Annotated in this window: 18 protein-coding genes; 8 read left to right on the top strand and 10 right to left on the bottom strand. The window is 63.1% G+C overall.

What is annotated here, in order from left to right:
* Positions 1-21: 21 nt before the first annotated feature.
* Both A3840_RS07930 and A3840_RS07935 read right to left on the bottom strand, forming a co-directional pair.
* Positions 22-801, bottom strand: coding sequence for a hypothetical protein (locus tag A3840_RS07930; RefSeq protein ID WP_067454508.1), 780 nt, complete (start codon positions 799-801; stop codon positions 22-24).
* 135 nt (positions 802-936) lie between these two features.
* On the bottom strand, positions 937-1,407 hold the full coding sequence (locus tag A3840_RS07935) for a hypothetical protein (RefSeq protein WP_067454511.1): 471 nt from the start codon (positions 1,405-1,407) through the stop codon (positions 937-939).
* Positions 1,408-1,565: 158 nt separating this feature from the next.
* Here A3840_RS07935 and A3840_RS07940 point away from each other — a divergent pair, with 158 nt between their 5' ends.
* On the top strand, positions 1,566-2,825 hold the full coding sequence (locus A3840_RS07940; RefSeq protein WP_067454514.1) for a hypothetical protein: 1,260 nt from the start codon (positions 1,566-1,568) through the stop codon (positions 2,823-2,825).
* Positions 2,826-3,012: 187 nt separating this feature from the next.
* Here the strand turns inward: A3840_RS07940 and A3840_RS07945 are convergent, their stop codons facing one another.
* From A3840_RS07945 to A3840_RS07960, 4 genes are read right to left on the bottom strand one after another with little or no spacing between them, the layout of a single operon-like run.
* On the bottom strand, positions 3,013-3,540 hold the full coding sequence (locus A3840_RS07945; RefSeq protein ID WP_067454517.1) for a PadR family transcriptional regulator: 528 nt from the start codon (positions 3,538-3,540) through the stop codon (positions 3,013-3,015).
* Positions 3,537-6,686 carry an efflux RND transporter permease subunit gene (locus tag A3840_RS07950; protein WP_067454520.1) on the bottom strand — a complete coding sequence of 1,050 codons (3,150 nt, stop codon included), beginning with the start codon at positions 6,684-6,686 and terminating at the stop codon, positions 3,537-3,539. The genes A3840_RS07945 and A3840_RS07950 overlap by 4 nt, the downstream gene beginning before the upstream one ends.
* A 3-nt stretch (positions 6,687-6,689) precedes the next feature.
* Positions 6,690-7,886 (bottom strand): efflux RND transporter periplasmic adaptor subunit, encoded by a 1,197-nt coding sequence (locus A3840_RS07955; RefSeq protein WP_067454523.1) that lies wholly within the window; start codon positions 7,884-7,886, stop codon positions 6,690-6,692.
* Positions 7,883-8,350 (bottom strand): GbsR/MarR family transcriptional regulator, encoded by a 468-nt coding sequence (locus A3840_RS07960; RefSeq protein WP_067454526.1) that lies wholly within the window; start codon positions 8,348-8,350, stop codon positions 7,883-7,885. Before A3840_RS07960 ends, A3840_RS07955 begins: the two co-directional genes overlap by 4 nt.
* A gap of 267 nt (positions 8,351-8,617) precedes the next feature.
* Here A3840_RS07960 and A3840_RS07965 point away from each other — a divergent pair, with 267 nt between their 5' ends.
* From A3840_RS07965 to A3840_RS07995, 7 genes are all read left to right on the top strand, one after another.
* A complete protein-coding gene (locus A3840_RS07965) occupies positions 8,618-9,640 on the top strand; it encodes a LacI family DNA-binding transcriptional regulator (RefSeq protein WP_067454529.1) in 1,023 nt (340 codons plus the stop codon).
* A gap of 117 nt (positions 9,641-9,757) precedes the next feature.
* Positions 9,758-11,431, top strand: a complete 1,674-nt coding sequence (locus A3840_RS07970) for an ABC transporter substrate-binding protein (RefSeq protein ID WP_165603146.1) — start codon at positions 9,758-9,760, stop codon at positions 11,429-11,431.
* A gap of 169 nt (positions 11,432-11,600) precedes the next feature.
* Positions 11,601-12,575, top strand: a complete 975-nt coding sequence (locus A3840_RS07975; protein ID WP_067454532.1) for an ABC transporter permease — start codon at positions 11,601-11,603, stop codon at positions 12,573-12,575.
* A 3-nt stretch (positions 12,576-12,578) separates the two neighbouring features.
* Positions 12,579-13,616, top strand: a complete 1,038-nt coding sequence (locus tag A3840_RS07980; RefSeq protein WP_245676572.1) for an ABC transporter permease — start codon at positions 12,579-12,581, stop codon at positions 13,614-13,616.
* Entirely contained in the window at positions 13,606-14,577 is a 972-nt protein-coding gene (locus A3840_RS07985) for an ABC transporter ATP-binding protein (RefSeq protein WP_082903733.1), read from the top strand. Before A3840_RS07980 ends, A3840_RS07985 begins: the two co-directional genes overlap by 11 nt.
* Positions 14,559-15,569: an ABC transporter ATP-binding protein gene (locus tag A3840_RS07990; protein ID WP_067454605.1), complete on the top strand. Its 1,011-nt coding sequence runs from the start codon at positions 14,559-14,561 to the stop codon at positions 15,567-15,569. Before A3840_RS07985 ends, A3840_RS07990 begins: the two co-directional genes overlap by 19 nt.
* An 82-nt stretch (positions 15,570-15,651) precedes the next feature.
* Complete coding sequence (locus A3840_RS07995) at positions 15,652-16,650, top strand: NAD-dependent epimerase/dehydratase family protein (protein WP_067454538.1); 999 nt, start codon at positions 15,652-15,654, stop codon at positions 16,648-16,650.
* 31 nt (positions 16,651-16,681) lie between these two features.
* On the opposite strand, the gene A3840_RS08000 is transcribed toward A3840_RS07995, so the two are convergent.
* The 4 genes from A3840_RS08000 to ugpE are packed head-to-tail and all read right to left on the bottom strand — an operon-like array spanning position 16,682 to position 20,140.
* Complete coding sequence (locus A3840_RS08000) at positions 16,682-17,455, bottom strand: DeoR/GlpR family DNA-binding transcription regulator (RefSeq protein WP_067454541.1); 774 nt, start codon at positions 17,453-17,455, stop codon at positions 16,682-16,684.
* Positions 17,456-17,473: 18 nt separating this feature from the next.
* Positions 17,474-18,223 carry a glycerophosphodiester phosphodiesterase family protein gene (locus A3840_RS08005; protein WP_425388842.1) on the bottom strand — a complete coding sequence of 250 codons (750 nt, stop codon included), beginning with the start codon at positions 18,221-18,223 and terminating at the stop codon, positions 17,474-17,476.
* A gap of 18 nt (positions 18,224-18,241) precedes the next feature.
* Positions 18,242-19,288 carry a sn-glycerol-3-phosphate import ATP-binding protein UgpC gene (locus A3840_RS08010; protein WP_067454547.1) on the bottom strand — a complete coding sequence of 349 codons (1,047 nt, stop codon included), beginning with the start codon at positions 19,286-19,288 and terminating at the stop codon, positions 18,242-18,244.
* A 3-nt stretch (positions 19,289-19,291) separates the two neighbouring features.
* Complete coding sequence (gene ugpE / locus A3840_RS08015; protein ID WP_067454552.1) at positions 19,292-20,140, bottom strand: sn-glycerol-3-phosphate ABC transporter permease UgpE; 849 nt, start codon at positions 20,138-20,140, stop codon at positions 19,292-19,294.
* Between the last annotated feature and the right edge of the window lie 10 nt (positions 20,141-20,150).

The following is a 20,150-nucleotide window of genomic DNA, read 5'->3' on the forward strand; positions in this document are numbered from 1 at the left end:
TAAGACTGAAACCGGACCACCCTATGGGGTCAGGCCACATGCACGGCGCATCAGTTCGGCCACGACCGGTGTGATGCCGGCGCGCTTGGCGATGTCCATGGTAGCCAGGGGGTCGCGAAGGTCTGCCAACTGGTAGAGCGGTAGTCCCGAACCCTTATGGGCGAGAAGAACCTGCATCGGCACACGGGGCTGAACGATGCATCCGTCCTCGGCGACCGCCACCAATGCGCGTAGAGGGTGGCCCTCGGGCACCCGCGAAGGGTCGCCGTCACGATGGAAAATGACGGGGACGACGCGATGCGGGTTGGGCATGATGCTCTTCCAGACCTGGAATGTGGCGAGCGCTTCGCTGGCGATATCGGGGCGGGCGGATGCGGGCACGAGCACCAGGCAATGGGATTCCATCGCCGCCACGCGATCAGGAATATTGAGCATGTCGATCACATAGCCCAGACGGTTCAGGCTTGCTGCGGAGGTGTCGTAAACGACGGTTTCGTCCTTATGCTTGGCAAGCCGGCGGAGCGCGGTATCGAGATCCTCATGCACCTCGATGTCGGCCACAGGGTTGTGGACCACCTCTTCGGTGGCGGCGAGCTTGATACGGTTCACCTTTCCGTAGGCTCCCAGGATGTCCTGACGGTCATTCTCGAAGATTTTGAGTGTACGGCCCGCGCGGACGGCCGCATCGATGATCAATGTTGCGGTCCAGGTCTTGGAGGTACCTCCCGAAATCTGGGAGACAATAACCAGTCCCGGTGCAAGGTCGATCTGATTGGGCAGGGGAAAGTGGAGGGCATCCATATTGTTGATCCTTGAGTCGGTTGGAGACCAGGTCGGTCCCTGCTCGAAAGATCGGCGTACAGGGGTGATGGCGCGACAGGCCCAATCCCGGATTTGCTTGCTAGGACCTGATTTTTTCATGGCCGTTGATCTGGCCTAAGGCGCGTCGTCGGCGACGAGACGTTTGCGTGCCGCGCGCGCTTGAATAGAGCGAGATACGTCCTGCAATCCCTTATCGCACGGCTTGTCGGATCCGGCCGGGACGGCAAAAATGGGCGTGGCCGCGGTTGCGGCAGGCGGATTTTCGGCGGTGTTGATCTCTTTGAGTGAAGCCTTGCCGGAATGGCTGCGGCCTGCGGGCTTCAAAGCCGGGATAGCGTCCCCGAGCATCTTGCGGTCCCGATGATGATAGACGCGCAACTTTTCGGTCACCTCGATCGGATCCGAAGACGATTGTCCACGTACGTCGATAAGCACGGTCGCAATGTACTTGAAGGGGACGCCATCCGCGCGCAGGGCCCGGATTTCCGCATAGAGGGCTCTGACATGGTGGGCCAGGGGCCTGATACCAGCTGCGCTGGCCCGTTCGAGTGTCGCGCGCTCGCGAAAATGCTCGTGGGTAATCAAGGTTGGTGCCTCGAATGAAACGAGCCGACAGGGTGCAACTCTCGGGTCCGACGCGCTACTTGGCCAATGCCGGATTTGGTGGTGGCAACATGGCACGACGCTAAATCTTACCTTAACCCGTCAGGGCTAGACACTGGACCGAAGCGGTTGAGAGATTCATGAATCAGTGGTCGGCCTACCTCGTGGCAAGCGTAATGTCAGAGCAGGCGGGGCGCCCTGATGTCGTTCTGGACGTACCTCCGGACTTGCTGGAAAAACAGCGCATGCCGGTATTGAGGCGCTATCTCTCCGAGACACAGGCGCAAGACGTTGAAGATAGGGTTATGACATGCCTGGCCATGGGCTCGTCGCTTCTGGTCAAGAGAGTGGCGCTCAAGTTCATCAGACCCTCGGAGTTGTCCACGACCCACTTGACGACGTCTGCGGCCAGGGTCGACTTTGCCCAAAACCGTCCGATTGTCAGCGTCCAATATCGGCCTAGGTTGGGCAAATCGGGCAGATCAGGCCGCCCCGACCGGACGAGCGCGAAAGGCCAATTGATTGGGGCAATAGCCATGACCGTGGCAAGGCTCGATATGGCCTGGAGCATGGCGCCAGAGCAATTCGAACAGGATGCATTTCTGGCGATCGAGAGAAGACTGGAAGGAGTTCTTGGCACGGTCGCTTCACTCTTCAACATCAATGCGAGCCACTACCGGGCTTCGGCTACGCCCATTGCCGATTACTGCCGAAATCAGGGTCCGGCCCTGCTCGCTGCCCATTACAGGCGGGAGATTTCGGACCTGAACCGTCTCTATGCCGCAGAAGTGGGCAGACGTGGCTTGGAATGGGCCATGGGGGACGAATGGCGGATGTTGCAGGGATTGGTTCATCTTTCATCCGCTCTCGAAACCCAGCGCACGGGCGAGACTTCAAGAACGGACAGCCTGTCCCGCTTTGCGCGCCGGAATGGCACGACAATCGAAAAACTCGAGGGGACTCCGCCACGCATGCACAAGTCGGTCCGCGATAACCTTGTCCTGGAAAGCTGGCGCAACATCGTCAATCCGAGCTTGCTGCTTAAGGCAAGTATGCGTTTCGGTCTGGAAGCGGTTGAGATATTTCCCTCTCGGCAATATCTCTTGCCTCTCTTGCGGGCGGCTGCGGCCGCGGGGCAACTTGCCCTACGCAAGCAGACCGTCACGATCGATACCCTTCTCCTTGCGGGGGGTATTACCGCCTTGTTCGAAAACGCGCCAGTTCGAGATCGGCTGGATGACGATCTGGAGCGAATGTCGTCCTATGTCAGGACTGTTTTTCTATCCGGATTGGACGGGCGAGCGCCGTTTGCAAATGCCTCAAATGTGCTGCACCCGTCTCCGGGCGAACCGGCCCTGTTCGAGCCTCGGCCTGGGGGCGGAAACATCAACATCTCCTGACGCGTCCCGGCGCATCCCGTGTCGTCAATTCCTCAATCTGACCTGTCCGCTCCCAGGGCGCACTCCAGATAGAGGGAAATGTTCCGCGCCGCTTGACAGGAAAGCCCGCATGACTGCCGGGATGTCGATGCGTGAGCGCTCGGAGTCATGGATTCTCAGCCGGTGCGCCGGACGGGGATCGATGGCTTCAGCCCCGCCCGCGCCCGCGGACATATTCGGCCATGGCGGCCAATTGCGCCTGTTCGGCTTGGAAGACGTTTCTGAATGCGGCTAGAACCTTGGCCTCGCTGGCCTGCAGGCCGCTTTCGATGTCGATCACTTCCGCGATCTCCTGGCCCAGCCGGGCCTTTCGCGCCTCGAGCGCGGAATCGAGGTCGGTTGGCGGCACCAGGCCGGCGAAGCGAACCAATAGGCGGAGATGCTGCCCCTCGGGCACTTGCCGGAGCAGGGCGCGCGCCAATTGCGGCGCGAGTTTGCGGCCGGCCGGGGTCGGGGAATAGACGATCTTTGCCGGGCGCCCGTCCTGGGGCAGGCGATGGGGGGACACAGCCCCCCGCGCCTCGAGCCTGCGCAGGGAATCGTAGATCGTCGCCTGGCTAGCCTTGAACGCGAAGCGCAGGCTTCCCGCACGGCTCGCTTTGAAAATATCGTACCCGCTTGCCGGCGATTCGATGACGAAGGCCAGGCAAGCAAGGTCGGTGGCCGGGCTTTTCATCGCGCCGGATCGGTTTCCGGTGCCACCGGATGGGCCTCGACATCGTCGGGCGCCCGGGGCAGGAACCGCCGCGTGAAGCCGCTGAACGCGTCGATATAGGTGAGCAATACCGGCACCACCACCAGTGTCAGGGCGGTCGAGCTGATCAGCCCGCCGATCACCGCATGGGCCATCGGGGCGTTCTCGCCGCTGCCCGCATGCAGGTTCAGCGCCAGCGGCAGCATGCCGAAGATCATGGCCAGCGTGGTCATGATGATCGGGCGGAAGCGGGTGGCGCCGGCTTCGACCAGCGCGTCATAGAGATTCCAGCCTTCGCGCACATGCTGATTGGCATTGTCCACCAGCAGGATGGCGTTCTTCACCACCAGGCCCATCAGCATGATGAAGCCGATGGCGGAGAACATGTTGAGCGTCGAGCCGCCCACCAGCAGGCCGCCCATCACCCCGATCAGGGCCAGCGGCAGCGAACCCATGATGGCGATCGGCTGCAGGAAACTGCCGAACTGGCTGGCCAGAACCAGGTAGATGAAGATCACCGCCAGAAGCAGGGCCGAACCCACGGCGCCCATGGTGTCGGCGATCTGCTCGACATCGCCGCCAAAGGAGCTGCGATAGCCCGTAGGGAAGTCGATATTGTCCACCGCCTGCTGCAATTGGGGCGTGATGGCGCCGAGCTCGACCCCTTCGAGGAAGGCCTCCACGGTAACGCCTCGCTGCAAATCCTGGCGGTTGATCGTGGCCGGGCCGGTGCTCTCGACTACTTCGGCCACCTGGCTCAGGGTGATCATCTGGTTCGACCCCGTCGCGCCGGACTGCGCAATCGGCAGGCTGCCAATGGCGTCGACATCGTTGCGCAGGGATTCGGGCAGGCGCACGACCACCGAATAGACTTGGCCGTTCTGCGCGGTCCAGTCGGCCACCTCTTCGCCGCTGATCAGCGGTCCGAGCGTTGCCGCGATCTGACCCATGGAGACGCCCAGATTGTCGGCGAGATCGCGGTTGATGCGGATGCCAACGACCGGCTGCGCTTCGTCGATGCTCGAGCTGATATTGATCAGCCCCGGAATCCGCGCCAGCTCGGCTTCGAGCTGGTCGGACAGCCGGCTCAGGACTGAGAAGCTGTCTCCATAGAGCGTGATGGAAACCGGTGCGCTGGCTCCACCCAGACCCGATGCGGACGAAACCTGGAAATTGGCACCTGGTATCGCCTGCAAGGCTTGGCGGATGACAGGCATGAATTCCTCGGGCGTCACATCGCGATTGGCCTTGTCCACCATGGTCACCGTCATGCTGCCGGAATTGGCGCCGGAAGCGGCAAGGCCGCCGGCCACGGTGGAATAGGTGCGGTCCACGACGGGATAGGTGCGGATGATGTTTTCCGCCTGACGCAGCTTGGCCGCCGTCGCCTCCTTCGAGGAGCCGGCCGGTGTCTCCACCGAAACGGTGAAAATGCCGTTATCGGTGACCGGAATGAATTCGACGCCCACCCGCCCGAACAGGAAGAAGGATCCCACGAAGGAGAGCAGGGCGATGCACAGTACCGTCTTGCGGTACTTCAATGCCCAGCGGATGAGGCCGCGATAGCCCTGAGTGATCCATTCGAACAGACGGTCGAATTGCTGGACGGCGCGACCGATCGGCCCGCGCTTGGCACCCGGATGGGCCGCCGGATCGTACCACACGCTGGACATCATCGGGTCGAGCGTAAAGGCCACGAAGAGCGAGATCAGCACCGCCACGGATACGGTGACGCCGAATTGCAGGAAGAAACGGCCCATGATGCCGTCCATGAAGGCCACTGGCAGGAATACCGCCACGATGGAGAGCGTCGTGGCCATCACGGCGAGACCGATTTCGTTGGTGCCGTCGAAAGCCGCCTGCCGATGCGATTTGCCCATATGCAGGTGTCGCGTGATGTTCTCGCGCACAACGATGGCGTCGTCGATGAGAATGCCCACGGCCAGCGACAAGGCCAGCAGCGTCATCATGTTGAGGGTGAAGCCGAGGAAATTCAACGCCACCATGGTGCCGATGATCGAAATCGGCAGGGTGAGGCCGGTAATGACTGTCGAGCGCCAGGAATTGAGGAACAGGAACACGATCACCACCGCCAGGATGGCGCCTTCGATGAGCATGTTCTGCACGGCGTGGAACGAGTCCTCCACCGGCTTGGCATTGTCGACCACCACCTCGATATGCACCTGGTCGGCCGGCAATTCATTGGCCAGCAGGTCGGCGATGGTGTGCCTGATCTGTTCGGCCACGCCTACAGTATTGGCGCCCTGGGTCTTGAGAATGTCGATGGCGAGGGCCCGTTCGCCATTGAGGATGGCGAGGCTGCTGGCTTCGCCCGTGCCGTCCACGATGGTCGCGACGTCGCGCAGGGTGACCGGTTGCCCACCCTGATTGCCCACGGTGACGTCGTAAAAATCCTGCTCGTCTTCGAGCCGGCCGAGCACCTGGATGGACTGAACGATGCTGCCCTGCGTGATGGAGCCTGCGGCGAGATCGCGATTGGCGGCCTGGAGGGCCGAGATCACGGCATTGGGGCTGATGTTGAAAGCGGTCAGCCGGTCGGGGTCGATCTCGATATTGAGCTGGCGCGGCACGCCACCCACGACGCTGGCGCTGCCCACGCCGTCGATATTGGAGATGCGCTTGACGATGACGTCTTCGGTGAGGGCAGTCAGGTCGCGTTCGGACAAAGTATCCGAGCTCACCGCCAGAGACATCAACGGCAGGGCGCTGGGATCGAAGCGCAGGATCAGCGGATCGTTGGCGCCCGAGGGAAGCGAGGCGCGGATTGGATCGATCTTGTCGCGCACGTCCTGGAGCTTCTGCTGGGAATTGGCTTCGAGGTTGAAGATCATCAGCACCATCGCCTGGCCGGACTGGGCCGTGGACTGGATGGTATCCAGGCCGGCAATGGTATTGACCGCTTCCTCGATCGGCTCGACCACGTCGGCTTCCACTGCCTCCGGAGAGGCGCCGGGATAGCTGAGGACGACGGCGACCACGGGGAAATCGACGTCCGGCAATTGCTCGACCGGCAGGCGCTGGTACGAATAGATGCCGAAGACCATGATCGCGATCATGACCATGGTAGCGAAAACCGGATGGTTGACGCTGATGCGTGTGAGGAACATGGATTACCCTTCCACGAGCGTATAGGCGTCGCCGGCATCGAGGTCCGGCAGCGGCGCGGAGACGATGACGTCACCATTGGCAATGCCGGTGACCTCGACCATGCGGCCACGATTCCATTCGCGCGCCGGTTCGACGGCCTGGCGCACCAGGGTGTCATCGACCAGCTTCAGCACGAAGCGGCCTTCCGCGTCCTCGCGCAGGGCGGAAGCGGGCACCGCCAGGGCATCGTTCTGCTCGGACACGACGATATAGCCGGTGGCGAACATGCCGCCGCGCAGGGCGCCTTCGGGATTGTCCAGCGCAATATAGATGGGCACGGTGCGGGTGCCGCTCACCGCGACCGGGTTGACCCGGCTCACCTCGCCGGTGAATTCCCGGCCGTCCAGACCGGTCACGCTGACGGTGACGGACTGACCGGCGGCGACGCGGGCGCTCGAATTGACCGAGGCGGCCGCCTCGAACTCCATCTGTTCGAGATTGACGATGTTGAAAAGGGGCGTGCCGGCCTGGATCGTCTGGCCCGGATCGACCGAGCGCGAGGCGACGATGCCGGTGAGCGGGGCTTTCACCGTGGCGTTGGCCAGGGCGAGCTCGGCGCTCGCCACGGCGCTGTCCAGGGCCGCAAGGTTGGCTTCCAGCGCTTCGGTCGAAGAGCGGGCCTGTTCCAGGGCCGAGGGGCTCGCCAGGCCCTGGCGCGCGAGTTCCTCGGTGCGTTCGAGCTGCTGGCGCGAGGAAACGAGCTGCGCCCGCGTAGCGTCAGCCGTGGCACGCTGCTGGTTGAGCTGCAATTCGAGCGGGGCGCGATCGATCTGCGCCAGGACATCGCCTTCATTGACCGCATCGCCCGGCCGCACCATGACGGCCATGACCCTGCCGGAGGCCTGGGAGGCCACGTCGGCCTGATGCCCCGGCACCAGGGTTCCGGTCACCTTGACCGTTTCGCGCAAGGTCTCCGGCGCGATCGTTGTGGTCTCAGACTGGCGGATCTGCTTGGCCACGGCCGCGGTCTCGGCGACTTCCTCCACGGGTTCGGGGGCAGGGCGCAGGAAAACCATCGCGGCCACACCCACCGCGATGATCGCCAGAATGATCCAGGGCCAGATTCGGCGCCTGGGCTTCAGACCCTGGGCGATCCGCTGGGCATTGTCTTTCTCGCGGCGGCTTTGGGCCCATTCCGGCTTTGCGTGTGCCTCGCTCATTGGCGATCCTCTTGTAGTGCTTCCTCATCGCGAAGGGTTTTGGACCAGTCGCGTAGAATGATTGCCGATTTTTCAAAAAAGCTGGTCAGGTCGTCCGCGCGGCCGGCCGCGGCAGGGTCCTCGGCCCGCATCCCCGATACATGCCGACCCAGCGACTGGCCGTGGCGGGCAAAGCGGTCCGCAAGGTCTTCGAGCATGGCGAAAAACGGCATGGCCGCCAGCTCATAATAATCCCGCCGATTGTCGGCATGCGCAGTAAGCCTGATAACGCCCCGCCGGAGCAGCAGCCGTGCATTGGTGCTCACGCTGGCCCGGCTGACGCCGAGTCGCTCGCTGATCTCCGCCAGGCTGAGTTCACGCCCCTCCACGAGCAGCAGACCGACTATGCGGCCGGATATGCGGGAGTCCCCGCCCTCCTGCGAGATCAGTCCCAATTCGTCCACGAAGCGATCGACGGCCGACATCTGCTCTTCCTTTGGCGTTCAGTACATACTGAATGAACAATACGCAGTAAACAGTCTGGATGCGCCGCGGCGGCGGCCATCGTGTCGCAGGGCAGGCCAAAAGAAAAGCGACTTTCGACGACGCGCGATTGGAGCTTTCCACAGTCCGAAAGGCCGCCCCCCGGCTTTCCTGCCCGATTCCCTGGCGGGGCTTGACAGCATCATGCAATCGATTTCATCATCTATGGGATCGGTCCCACAAGAGGCCGGTGGGAGGAACCAGGCGGGATGGTGACCATTACCGACGTATCCAGGCGCGCAGGCGTGTCTCGCTCCACCGTATCGCGGGTAGTGGCGGGCAATGGATATGTCTCGGAAGCCAACCGCAAGGCCATCGAAGCTGCCATTGCCGAACTGGGATACCGTCCCAACACGCTGGCCCAGGCGCTGCGCTCCAATCGGTCCAATGTCATCGGCGCTGTCTTCGTCGACGTCGGCACACCCTATTTCGCCAATATGATCTATGGCCTGCAGCGCGCCGCGCGCCCCGCCGGCAAGGCGCTGATGGTCTCGTCGGGCTATGCGGATCAGGACGAGGAAGCGCGCGCGGTCATCGAGCTGATCGACCGCTCCTGCGATGGCATCATCGTCTATCTCGAACGTCCCATGCGGGCCGATGTCGTGGAAATGCTGCGCCGCTCCCAGATTCCCGTAGTTTCCATCGGCCATAAACCGAGCCCCGTGTCGCGCGGCCAGGTCATTCTCGACAATTTCGGCGGCGCCCGAGCCGCCATGCGCCATTTGCTCGAACAGGGTCACCGGCGCATCGTGCATCTCTCCGGGCAGGCCGATTTCGGCGACACCATCGCCCGCCGCGACGGTATGGTTGCCGCCTTGAACGAGTTCGGCATGAACATGGATGATCTCCATATCGTAGGCGGCGAGTTTCATCAGGAGTTCGGCTACAGCGCCACGCTCGACCTGCTGAATGAAAGGCGCGATTTCACCGCCGTCTTCGCCGGCGACGACGACATCGCCGCCGGCGTGCTGCTGGCCCTGCGGCAACGCGGCATACGCGTCCCCGAGGATATCTCGGTCATCGGCTTCGACGACGCCTTCCACGCCAGGCATATGTGGCCGCCGCTCACCACTGTCCGCCAGCCCATGGATGCCCTTGGCGACGCCGCGGCTCGGCTGCTGCTGGAACTGCTGGCGCGGCCCGATTCCGGCCCTCTGGAAGCGCGCATTGATACCGAATTGGTCGTGCGGTCCAGCGTCGCCGCGCCGGCCATGCAAAGGGAGGACGCCTGAAAGACCTTGGGGCCCTGAGGAGAGCCCCAATCAACGGCACGAGACATGACCCAAACACGAATATGGGATCGTTCTCACAGCATCCGCGAGGAGGAGACGAAAGTGGAGGAGAAACATATGAGCAATCTGAGAACCATGGCCTTGGCTACGGCCGGGCTGACCGCATTGGCATTGGCCATGCCAGCGCTGGCACAGGAGGAGGTGATCCTGCGCCTCCTGCCGCATCACACCGATGCGATGACCGAGAACTACAATCCCAATAATCCCACCGGCCCCCAGCAGCGCATGCGCGACTTCGCCTATGAGCCGCTCTGGATCGACAATCTCTGGCATCCCGGGGAGAACGAAGCGGCCTTGGCCGAAAGTTTCGAGATCGCCGAGGACATGCTCTCGATCACCTACAAGCTGCGCCAGGGCGTCAAGTGGAGCGACGGCGAGGATTTTAACGCCGACGACGTCGTCTTCAGCTTCGACTATGCCAAGGCGCACCCGGACTATCCGATGGGTGTCGACGTCTATAACGGCGAAACCGGCAACGTGGTCAGCGCCGAAAAGATCGATGACCATACCGTCAGGTTCACGCTCAACGAGCCCGATGCGCTGGTCCGTTATGGCTTGGGTGGCCTGTATCCTCTGCCCGAACACATCTGGAAGGATGTCGAGGATCCCAAGAATTTCGCCAATACCAATCCGGTGGCTACCGGGCCCTGGACCGAAGTGCGCAATTTCTCGCGCAACGGCTTCGAACTCTGCCGCAACGAACTCAGCCGCTACAATGCCGACAACGCCATCGACTGCCTGAACTTCCCGCAGATGAACGGCAACGAGCAGACGGTTGCCGCTCTGTCCGCCGGCGATCTCGACTGGCTGGGCGACGGCCTCACCGACCCGGATGTGACCTTCCTGCCGCAATCCGAATTCAACAATTACTGGCTGCCCGCCGGCGCCGACGTCAATCTGCAGCTCAACACCACCAAGGCGCCGTTCGACAATCTCGAGTTCCGCAAGGCCATGTCGGTAGCCATCGACCGCGACACGCTGGTGGATATCGCCACTTTTGGCCTCACCACGCACACCAAGTATCCGATCGGCACCGGTGAATTGTTCAACACCTGGTACGAGCCGGAAGAGCTCGAACCCTATGCCTGGCTGATGCAATATGATCCCGACAAGGCCATGGAAATGCTCGACGAAGCGGGCTTCGTCGATGCCGATGGTGATGGCTGGCGCGACAATCCTGATGGCACCCCGATTGCCTTCGGCATTTCCATGCCTTCCGGCTGGACCGATTGGGTGAATACCGGGCAGACCGTGGCCGAGAACCTGCAGGATATCGGCATCAATGCCAGCCTCAGGACCATGGATCAGGGTGCCTGGTTCGACGCGGCGCCTCAGGGCAATTTCGACGTCTATGTCATGTGGACCAATGCCGGCCCCACGCCGCACAGCCAATACCACCCCATGTTCAACCCCCGCCTTATGGTGCCTGGCCAGATCGATTTCCAGGCCATGCACCAGTTGGCCTTGCCGGAGGCCCATGAGTTGCTGAACGCGTTCCGCGCCTCGCCCAGCCGTGAGGATCAGCAGCGGCTGCTGACCCAGGTGCACAAGCTGGTGGCCGAGAACGTGCCGGTCATCTCGCTGTTTGCGAACCCGACCTGGTACGAATATTCCACCCGCCGCTTCACCGGCTGGGTCACCGAGGAAAATCCCTTCGTGCGTCCCCAGGTCCATGACGGCACGCGTGAGCGCGTTCTGCACGCCCTGGCCCTGAAGCCGATCCAGAACTGATGGCGATTGTCCGGGGGGAGTGTTCAGCGCTTCCTCCGGACTGGTCATCCAGGATTTGGCCTGGCCCGACCGGTCGGCGCTCCGGCGCCGCGGACCAGGCTGAAGCGTCGCGGCGGGGTCTGTGTCTTCCCGGTCCCCGCCCGGCACAGGAGCAAAGCAGAGGACGAAAATGGTATTCCTGCTGAGGCGGCTCGCCTTCTACGTGGCGGCCCTGTTCGTGGCGATCACCCTCAACTTCTTCATACCCCGCCTCATGCCGGGCGATCCGTCCGCGCGCATCATCGCGTCTTTCCAGGGGCGGCTGAATGAGGCGCAGGTCGAGGCCATCCGCAAGTCCTACGGGCTCACGGGCTCGCTCTGGGAGCAATATGTCACCTATCTCGGCAGCGTGGCGCGGCTGGATTTCGGCATCTCGACGGTGCAATTCCCCGAGCCCACGGCCTCGCTGTTGTTCTACGGCGCCACCTGGACTCTGGTTCTGGTCGGGATCGCCATCTTCTTCGCCTTCATCATCGGCTCGATGATGGGCATTCACGCCGCCTGGAACCGCGGGCGCTTCTTCGACAGCGTCTTCACGCCCATCAATGTCATGCTCAATGCCTTCACACCCGCCGTGGTGGCGCTGCTGCTCTTCTATGCCTTTTCCCTGCAGCTCAAATGGTTTCCGTTGGGGCGCGCCCACGATCCGAGCCTGATGCCGGGCTTCGATCTGCAGTTCATCGGCAGCGTGCTCTACCACGCCACCCTGCCGGTGCTGTCCATTTTCCTCGTCAGTTTCGGCGGCTGGCATCTGGGCATGCGCAATGTGATGATCAATCTGCTCAACGAGGACTTCGTCATTCTCGCCCGGGCCAAAGGCCTGAGCGACCGGCGGGTCCGCTATCGCTACGTGGCCCGCAACGCCATCCTGCCGCAGATCACATCCCTGGCCCTCTCGGTCGGTTTCCTCCTGGGTGGAGCGCTGGTGACCGAGCAGGTGTTCAACTATCCGGGCCTGGGAAAATTCACCTTCACCGCCATCCAGAGCCGGGATTTCTCCTTCATCCAGGGCCAGTTGCTGCTGCTCACCATGTCGGTGCTGGTGGCCAATCTGTTGTCCGACATCGCCAATGTCATTCTCGATCCGCGGCTGAGAAAGGGCTGACCCATGAGCGACATCATCCAAGCCAAGCCTTTCAGCCTGACCGAGGCGCTCGACCGCGAAGCCATGGCCTCGATGGCGCCGAGCCAGGCCGAGCTGATGGAAGAATTACGCGTCAAGCCCAAGCCGGGCTGGACCAGCCGACTGCCCCCCAGCCTGGCGGCCTTCGTCACCAATCCCAAGGGTATGGCCGGCGTCGTCATCCTTTTGGCGCTGGTACTGTTCTCGGTCTTCGGGCCGATGATGTCGGACTACAATCCCAATCGCCGGGCCGGAAAACCGCATGTGGCACCGGGCTATGAGCATGTCCTGGGCACGACCCGCATGGGCAAGGACGTCTTCACCCAGCTCGCCTATGGCGGTCGCATCAGCCTGACCGTCGGCTTCGGTGCGGGGATCGCCGCTGCGCTGATCGGCCTCGCCATCGGCATTTCCGCTGGCTATTTCGGCGGCCGCGTCGACGATGTGCTGACCTTTTTCGTCAATGTCATCCTTGTGCTGCCGGGCTTGCCGCTCATTATCGTCATCGCCACGCTGGTGGAGCAGGCCAGCCCCCTTGTCATTGGCGTGGTGCTGGCGCTGACTGGCTGGGGCTGGCCGGCGCGCACGATCCGAACCCAGACCCTGACCTTGCGCACCCGGGAATTCGTGCTTTCCGCCGAACTGATGGGCGAAAGGAAGTGGCGCATCGTTCTCAAGGAAATCTTCCCCAATATGCTGAGCTTCTTCGTCGGTGGCCTGGTGCTCGGCACTATCGCGGCCATCCTCGCCGAAGCAGCGCTGGAATTCATCGGCCTGGGCGATCCCAATGCGGTCACCTGGGGTACGATGCTGTTCTGGGCGCAGAGCAATATGGCGCTGCAAAGCGGCGCCTGGTGGGAGATCTGGCCGCCGGCCTTCGCCATCATGGTGACGGGCGCCGCGCTGGTCCTGGTCAATTTCGCGGTCGACGAAATCACCAATCCGCAATTGAAGGCCGGCCGCAAGATCAGCCTGATCCGCAAATTCCTCAAGCGTCGGGGGAGAAGCGCCGATGTCTTCTGATCGCGCCATGATCGAGGTGCGCAACCTCACCGTCGATTATATCGGCGAAAACTCCGTCGCCCGTGCCGTCAACGGCATCGACTTCGATATCAGGGAGGGCGAGGCCTTCGGGCTCGCCGGAGAAAGCGGCTGCGGCAAGTCCACCGTGGCCTTCGCGCTGGCGCGGCTCACCCGGCTGCCCGGCCTGGTCTCGGGCGGCCAGGTCCGCCTCAATGGCGAGGACGTGCTCAATTTCGACAAGGCGCGCCTCAAGGCCTATCGCTGGAACGAGGTCAGCTTCGTTTTCCAATCGGCGATGAATGCGCTCAACCCGGTCATCCCGGTCTCCGAGCAGATCATGGACGTGATCCAGACGCATAAGCCCGAATTGGGCCAGCAGGGGGCGCGTGAACGCGCTGTGGAATTGTTCGAGCTGGTCGGCATCCCGCCCCGGCGTCTCGATGATTTTCCCCACCAGTTTTCCGGGGGCATGCGCCAGCGCATCTGTATCGCCATTGCCCTGGCGCTCAATCCCAAACTCATCATCATGGACGAGCCGACCACGGCGCTGGATGTCGTGGTGCAACGGGACATCATCGAGCAGATCGTCGAGCTCAAAAGCCGGCTGGGCTTTTCGGTCTTGTTCATCACCCACGACCTTGGCCTGATGATCGAGTTCTGCGACCGCATCGGCGTCATGTATTCGGGGGAATTGGTGGAGGTGGCGCCGGCCGAATCCATCCTCACCAATCCCCAGCACCCCTATACCCGCGCCCTGGGCAACAGCTTCCCGCCCTTGACCGGCCCGCGCGTCCGCCTCGAAGGCATTGCCGGCACGCCGCCCGACCTGCGCGCCCTGCCGCAAGGCTGCCGCTTTGCGCCGCGCTGTCCCCACGCCATGGACCAGTGCCGCGTCCAGCCCCCCGAATTGCGTTATTATCCTCAACATCGAAGCGAGGCCGCATGTCACTTGCTGAACTAGACGCCCCCGCCGTGCGACAGGCCAACGACGCGCCGGTGATCGAGATGGACAATGTCGATAAGGAATTCGTGCTGGGCGGCGCTTTCCTCAACCAGACCTTTCTCAAGGCGCTGTCGGGCATAACGCTGAAGCTGGTGCGGGGCAGGGCGCTCGCACTGGTCGGCGAATCCGGTTCGGGCAAGTCCACCTGTGCCCGCATGATCGCCGGCGCCTACGAGCCGACCGGCGGCGCCATTCGTTTTCAGGGCGACGACATTGCCCATTTCCGCGGGCCCCGCCTCCAGCGCTATCGTTCCGAAGTGCAGATGGTGTTCCAGGATCCCTTCGGCTCGCTCAACCCGACCCAGTCGATCGGTTACCACCTCGAGCGGCCTTTGCGCCTGCATCGTCCTGATCTCAGGGGCCGCGAGATCCAAGCCGAGATGCTGGCCCTTCTGGAAGGGGTCGGCCTCCGCCCGGCTGCCGATTATCTCAAGCGCCGCCCGCATGAATTGTCCGGCGGCCAGCGCCAGCGCGTTGCCATTGCCCGTGCGCTTTCGGTGCGGCCGCAGGTGCTGCTGGCCGACGAACCGACCTCCATGCTCGACGTTTCCGTCCGCCTCGGCATTCTCAACCTGCTCGAGGATCTCAAGCAGCAGCGCAATCTCGCCGCCCTCTATATCACGCATGACATTGCCACGGCCCGCTATTTCGCCGAGGACACGGCGGTGATGTATGCCGGCCATCTGGTGGAACAGGGCCCGAGCCAGGAGATCACCGACAATCCCCGCCACCCCTACACACGGCTCCTCATCGATTCCGTGCCTAATCCCAGCCGCAAGATCGCCACGGCTCATAAGCGCCGGGCGGCGGACATCCCGCTCTGGACCCGCCAGAGCCGTGGCTGCCCCTTCGTATCGCGCTGCCCGCGAGCCCTGCCAATTTGCTCGGAGACCATGCCGGGGCCGACGCCGCTGGGGGCGGGGCATTTCGTGCGCTGCCACAACCTTTAGGACTCCCCCGGCCGCCGAACTGCGCTATGACCGATAGCGGCCGCTCGCGGGGCGCGGTGGCCGCCAGACAGGGAGGCGCGGAGTGCACTTCTTCATCACCGGCACGGCCGGCTTCATCGGCTTCCATCTGGCGCGCCGCCTGCTCGCCGACGGTCATGCGGTGACGGGCTATGACGGCGTCACCGACTATTACGATCCGGCGCTCAAGCGCGCCCGCCTGGCCGAGCTTGCCGCCTTCGGCGGGTTCCGACAGGTCGAGGGGTTGCTGGAGGATGCCGCGCGCCTTGAGGCGGCGCTTCTCGACAGCGGGGCCGAAATCGTCGTGCATCTGGCCGCCCAGGCTGGTGTACGCTACAGCATCGAGGCGCCGCAGAGCTATGTCCAGTCCAACTTGGTCGGCACCGGCAATGTGCTCGAGGCGATCCGCAAGGCGAAGCCGCGCCATTTCCTTTTCGCCTCGACCAGTTCCGTCTATGGCGGCAATACCAGCATGCCCTTCGCCGAGACCGATCGGACAGACGCGCCCCTGTCTCTTTACGCCGCCACCAAGAAGGCGGGGGAGGCGATGGTCCATTCCTACGCCCACCTCTTTGCCATTCCGGCGACCTGTTTCCGCTTCTTCACGGTCTATGGTCCCTGGGGCCGGCCGGACATGGCTCTGTTCAAGTTCACCGACGCGATCCTTTCTGGCCGCGCCATCGACGTCTATGGCCACGGCCGGCTGCGGCGGGACTTCACCTATGTGGACGATCTGATCGAAGCCATTGTCCGGCTCGTCGACCGCGTGCCGGAAAGCGGCAATCCGGTGTCCGGCGATAGCCTTTCGCCGGCCGCGCCGTTCCGCATGGTCAATATTGCCGGCGGCCAGCCTACCGAACTCATGGATTTCATCCGCGCCATCGAAAGTGCGCTGGGTCGAACTGCCCAGCTCAACCTGCTCGACCGCCAGCCCGGCGAAATGGTCTCCACCCAATCCGACGTGTCTTTGTTGCGCGAGCTGATCGGCACCCTGCCGGCAACATCCATCGAAGAGGGGGTGCCCCGTTTCGTAGCCTGGTACAGGCAATATTACGGCCTGTAGGATCGCGGCCCTCCCTGGCGCCGCTTCGACGTCAACGCCCGTCGTCCTCGCAGACGACCACTTCCAGTCCGGCCTCCTTGAGGGCGGTCTTTATGCTCGCGCCGTCGGGCAGGCGGTCGGTGAACAGGCAATTGACCTTGTTGAATGGGACCACGCGCACCGCAGCGTTGCGGGTCCATTTGCTGACATCGGCGACCAGAAAGGTAGTGCGCGAATTGGCGATCAGCGTGGAGGTGGTCTGTGCTTCGCTATAGCTGAAATCGAGCACGCCCTTGGACGCATCGAGCGCGCCGGCGCCGACAATGGCGTAGGAGGCATAGAATTTCTCGAAGAAGCCGAGCGTGTCCGTACCAACCACGTCGCGGTCATTGTGGCGCAATTGGCCGCCGGTCATCAGCACTTCGATCTGCGGCGCCTCGCAGAGCATCAGCGCCACATCGATATTATTGGTGACCACGCGCAATCCGTCGTGATCGCGCAGCGCCTGCGCGACGAATTGCACCGTGCTGCCGATGCCCATGAACACGGTCGAGCCGGGCGCGATCTCGGCTGCCACCCGCCGGGCTATGCGCTGCTTGGCCAGACTGTTGAGCGCGGCGCGGGCATTGATGGAGATATTGCGTGCTTCCACGGGCGCATCGACCCCACCATGGAAGCGGCGGGCATAACCCAGGTCGCACAGGGCATTGATGTCGCGGCGGATCGTCTGGGTCGTCAGGCCATAGCGGGCGGCGAGGGCTTCGATATATTGCGCCCCCTCCGCCTCGATGAGTGTCAGGATGTCGCGTTGCCGGCCAGAGAGCATCTGCGGCCTGTCCTCTCTTTATGCGAGGAAAATCGCGGGATTGTCGGTGATGACGCCAGTGAGGCCTGCATCCCAGAATGAAACGAGCTGCACGGGGTCGTTGCAGGTCCAGGCGCGCACCTTGATGCCGCGCTCGCGCGTCCGCTCGAGCAGGCCGATGCTGAGCGTCTTGTAGTGCATATGAATGGTCGTGGCCGGAATGGCGGCGAGGCGCTGTTCCCAATCCTCGGGCACCATGCCCCAGAGCATGGCCATTTCCAGTTCCGGCTCCAGCGCGTGCATGGCCTTGAGCGCTTCGGCATCGAAGCTGGAGATCATGATGCGAGTGCCCGCCGCCCGGCCGGCAATGTCGGCCTGGACGGCCCGCACCAATTGATCGAGCGACTTGTGGTGCGCGTGCTGCTTGATCTCGACATTGGCGCTGAGCCCGAATTCGCCTAGGGCCGCGATGGTTTCGACCAGCGTGGGGATACGCTCCCCGGCAAAGCGGTCGCCGAACCAGGCGCCGGCGTCGAGGGCGCCGATCTCGGCCTGCGTGAGTGCTCCGAGCGATCCCTTGCCGGACGAGGTGCGGTCGACGCTGTCGTCGTGGATAACCACCAGCCTACCATCGGCGCTGAGCGCCACGTCGAGTTCCACCCATTTCGCTCCGGCCTCGGCGGCGGCGCGAAAGGCGGCAATGGTGTTTTCCGGGGCAATCGCGGAAGCGCCGCGATGGGCCTGGACTTCATCCGGCACCGGGCCGGGCAGGGCAGTGAGCGTCATGATCTGTTCTTTGGTTCGCTCTCAGGGATTGTCGGCGCGCCGGCCGGTCTGCGCACTGAACGGATGCAGGTCGGCGAGGCGGGCATGGACCACGATATCCGATACCTCGGCAATTTCCGGACGTCCGGGCACGCTGAGCACGATCGACTGGCCGGATGAATTCAGGCGCACATGCAGATGGCTCTCGCCCCCGATGGGCTCGAGCAGTTCGACGCTGGCCTCCAGCGCCAGCGACGGTTCGGCCGGCTGTTCCAGAACGAAGGCGTCGGGGCGGATGCCCACGATGTCGGTTCCGCTGGGCAGGCCGGCGGAAACCTCGTTTCCGGACAGCGAAGAAACCGGAATGAGATTCATCGGCGGCGAGCCGATAAAGCCGGCCACGAACAAGGTGGCGGGGCGATCATAAACTTCGGTCGGCGTGCCGATCTGCTCGACGAGCCCGCTATTCATCACCACCAGCCGGTCCGCCAGCGTCATGGCCTCGAGCTGGTCATGGGTGACATAGAGGCTGGTGGTCTTGAGGCGCCGCTGCAGCTTGCGGATTTCGACGCGCATCTGCACGCGCAGCTTGGCATCGAGATTAGAGAGCGGCTCGTCGAAGAGGAAGGCGGCCGGTTCGCGCACGATGGCGCGGCCCATGGCGACGCGCTGGCGCTGACCACCCGAGAGCTGGCGCGGCTTGCGGTCGAGCAGAGCGCCGATTTCGAGGATATCGGCCGCTTCCCGGACGCGGCGATTGATCTCCTCGCGCGGCGTGCCGCGATTCTTGAGGCCATATTCGAGATTCCCCCGCACGGTCATATGCGGATAGAGCGCGTAATTCTGGAACACCATGGCGATGTCGCGCTCGGCCGGCTCGGCCTTGACCACGTTGCGGCCGCCGATCTCGATACTGCCCGAGGTTACGGTCTCAAGGCCGGCGACCATGCGCAGCAGGGTGGACTTGCCGCAGCCGGAGGGACCCACCAGCACGATGAGCTCGCCGTCGGCAACGTCCAGATTGACGCCTTTAACCGCCGGGATGTCGCCGTAGCTCTTCATGAGATCGATGAGGCTGATCGTTGCCATGGCTTATTTCTCCGTTTCCACGAGGCCTTTGACGAACAGGCGCTGCATGAAGATGACGACAAGGACGGGGGGCAGCATGGCCAGGATCACGGCGGCCATGACGAGGTGCCAGAGCGGTTCGGAATCGGCGCTGGCGGCGAGCCGCTTGATGCCCATGACGATGGTGTAATAGCGGCTGTCAGAGGTGACCAGCAGCGGCCACATATATTGCACCCAGCCGAAGATGAAGAGGATGACGAAGAGCGCGGCGATATTGGTGCGGCTGAGCGGCAACAGGATATCGCGGAAGAATTTCATCGGTCCCGCGCCATCGACCCGCGCCGCTTCCATCAATTCGTCCGGGATGGTGAGGAAGAACTGGCGGAACAGGAAGGTGGCCGTCGCCGAGGCGATCAGCGGCAGGATCAGGCCCTGGTAGGAATTGAGCATGCCCAGATTGGCCACCACCGCGAAGGTGGGGATGATGCGCACCTCGACGGGCAGCATCAGCGTGATGAAGATGATCCAGAAGGCCAGCAGGCGGAACGGGAATTTGAAATAGACGATGGCATAGGCCGAGAGTAGCGAGATCGCGATCTTGCCGACCGCGATGGCCACGGCCATCAGCAACGAATTCATCATCATGACCCAGATCGGCGGCGCGCCGGAGCTGGACAGGCCTTCGTTCCAGATCGTGCTGTAGTTCTCGACCAGGTGCGGACCGGGCAGCAGCGGCACAAGGCCACTGACGAACTGCCCCGGGCCATGGGTGGACGCGATGAAGGCCAGATAGACCGGAAAGACGACGATAACGACGCCCGCTATCAGCACCAGGTGGGTGAGGAAGGTGAGAAAGGGTCTGTTTTCAACCATTTCGGATCAG

This window comes from Devosia elaeis (assembly GCF_001650025.1).
Taxonomy (GTDB): domain Bacteria; phylum Pseudomonadota; class Alphaproteobacteria; order Rhizobiales; family Devosiaceae; genus Devosia; species Devosia elaeis.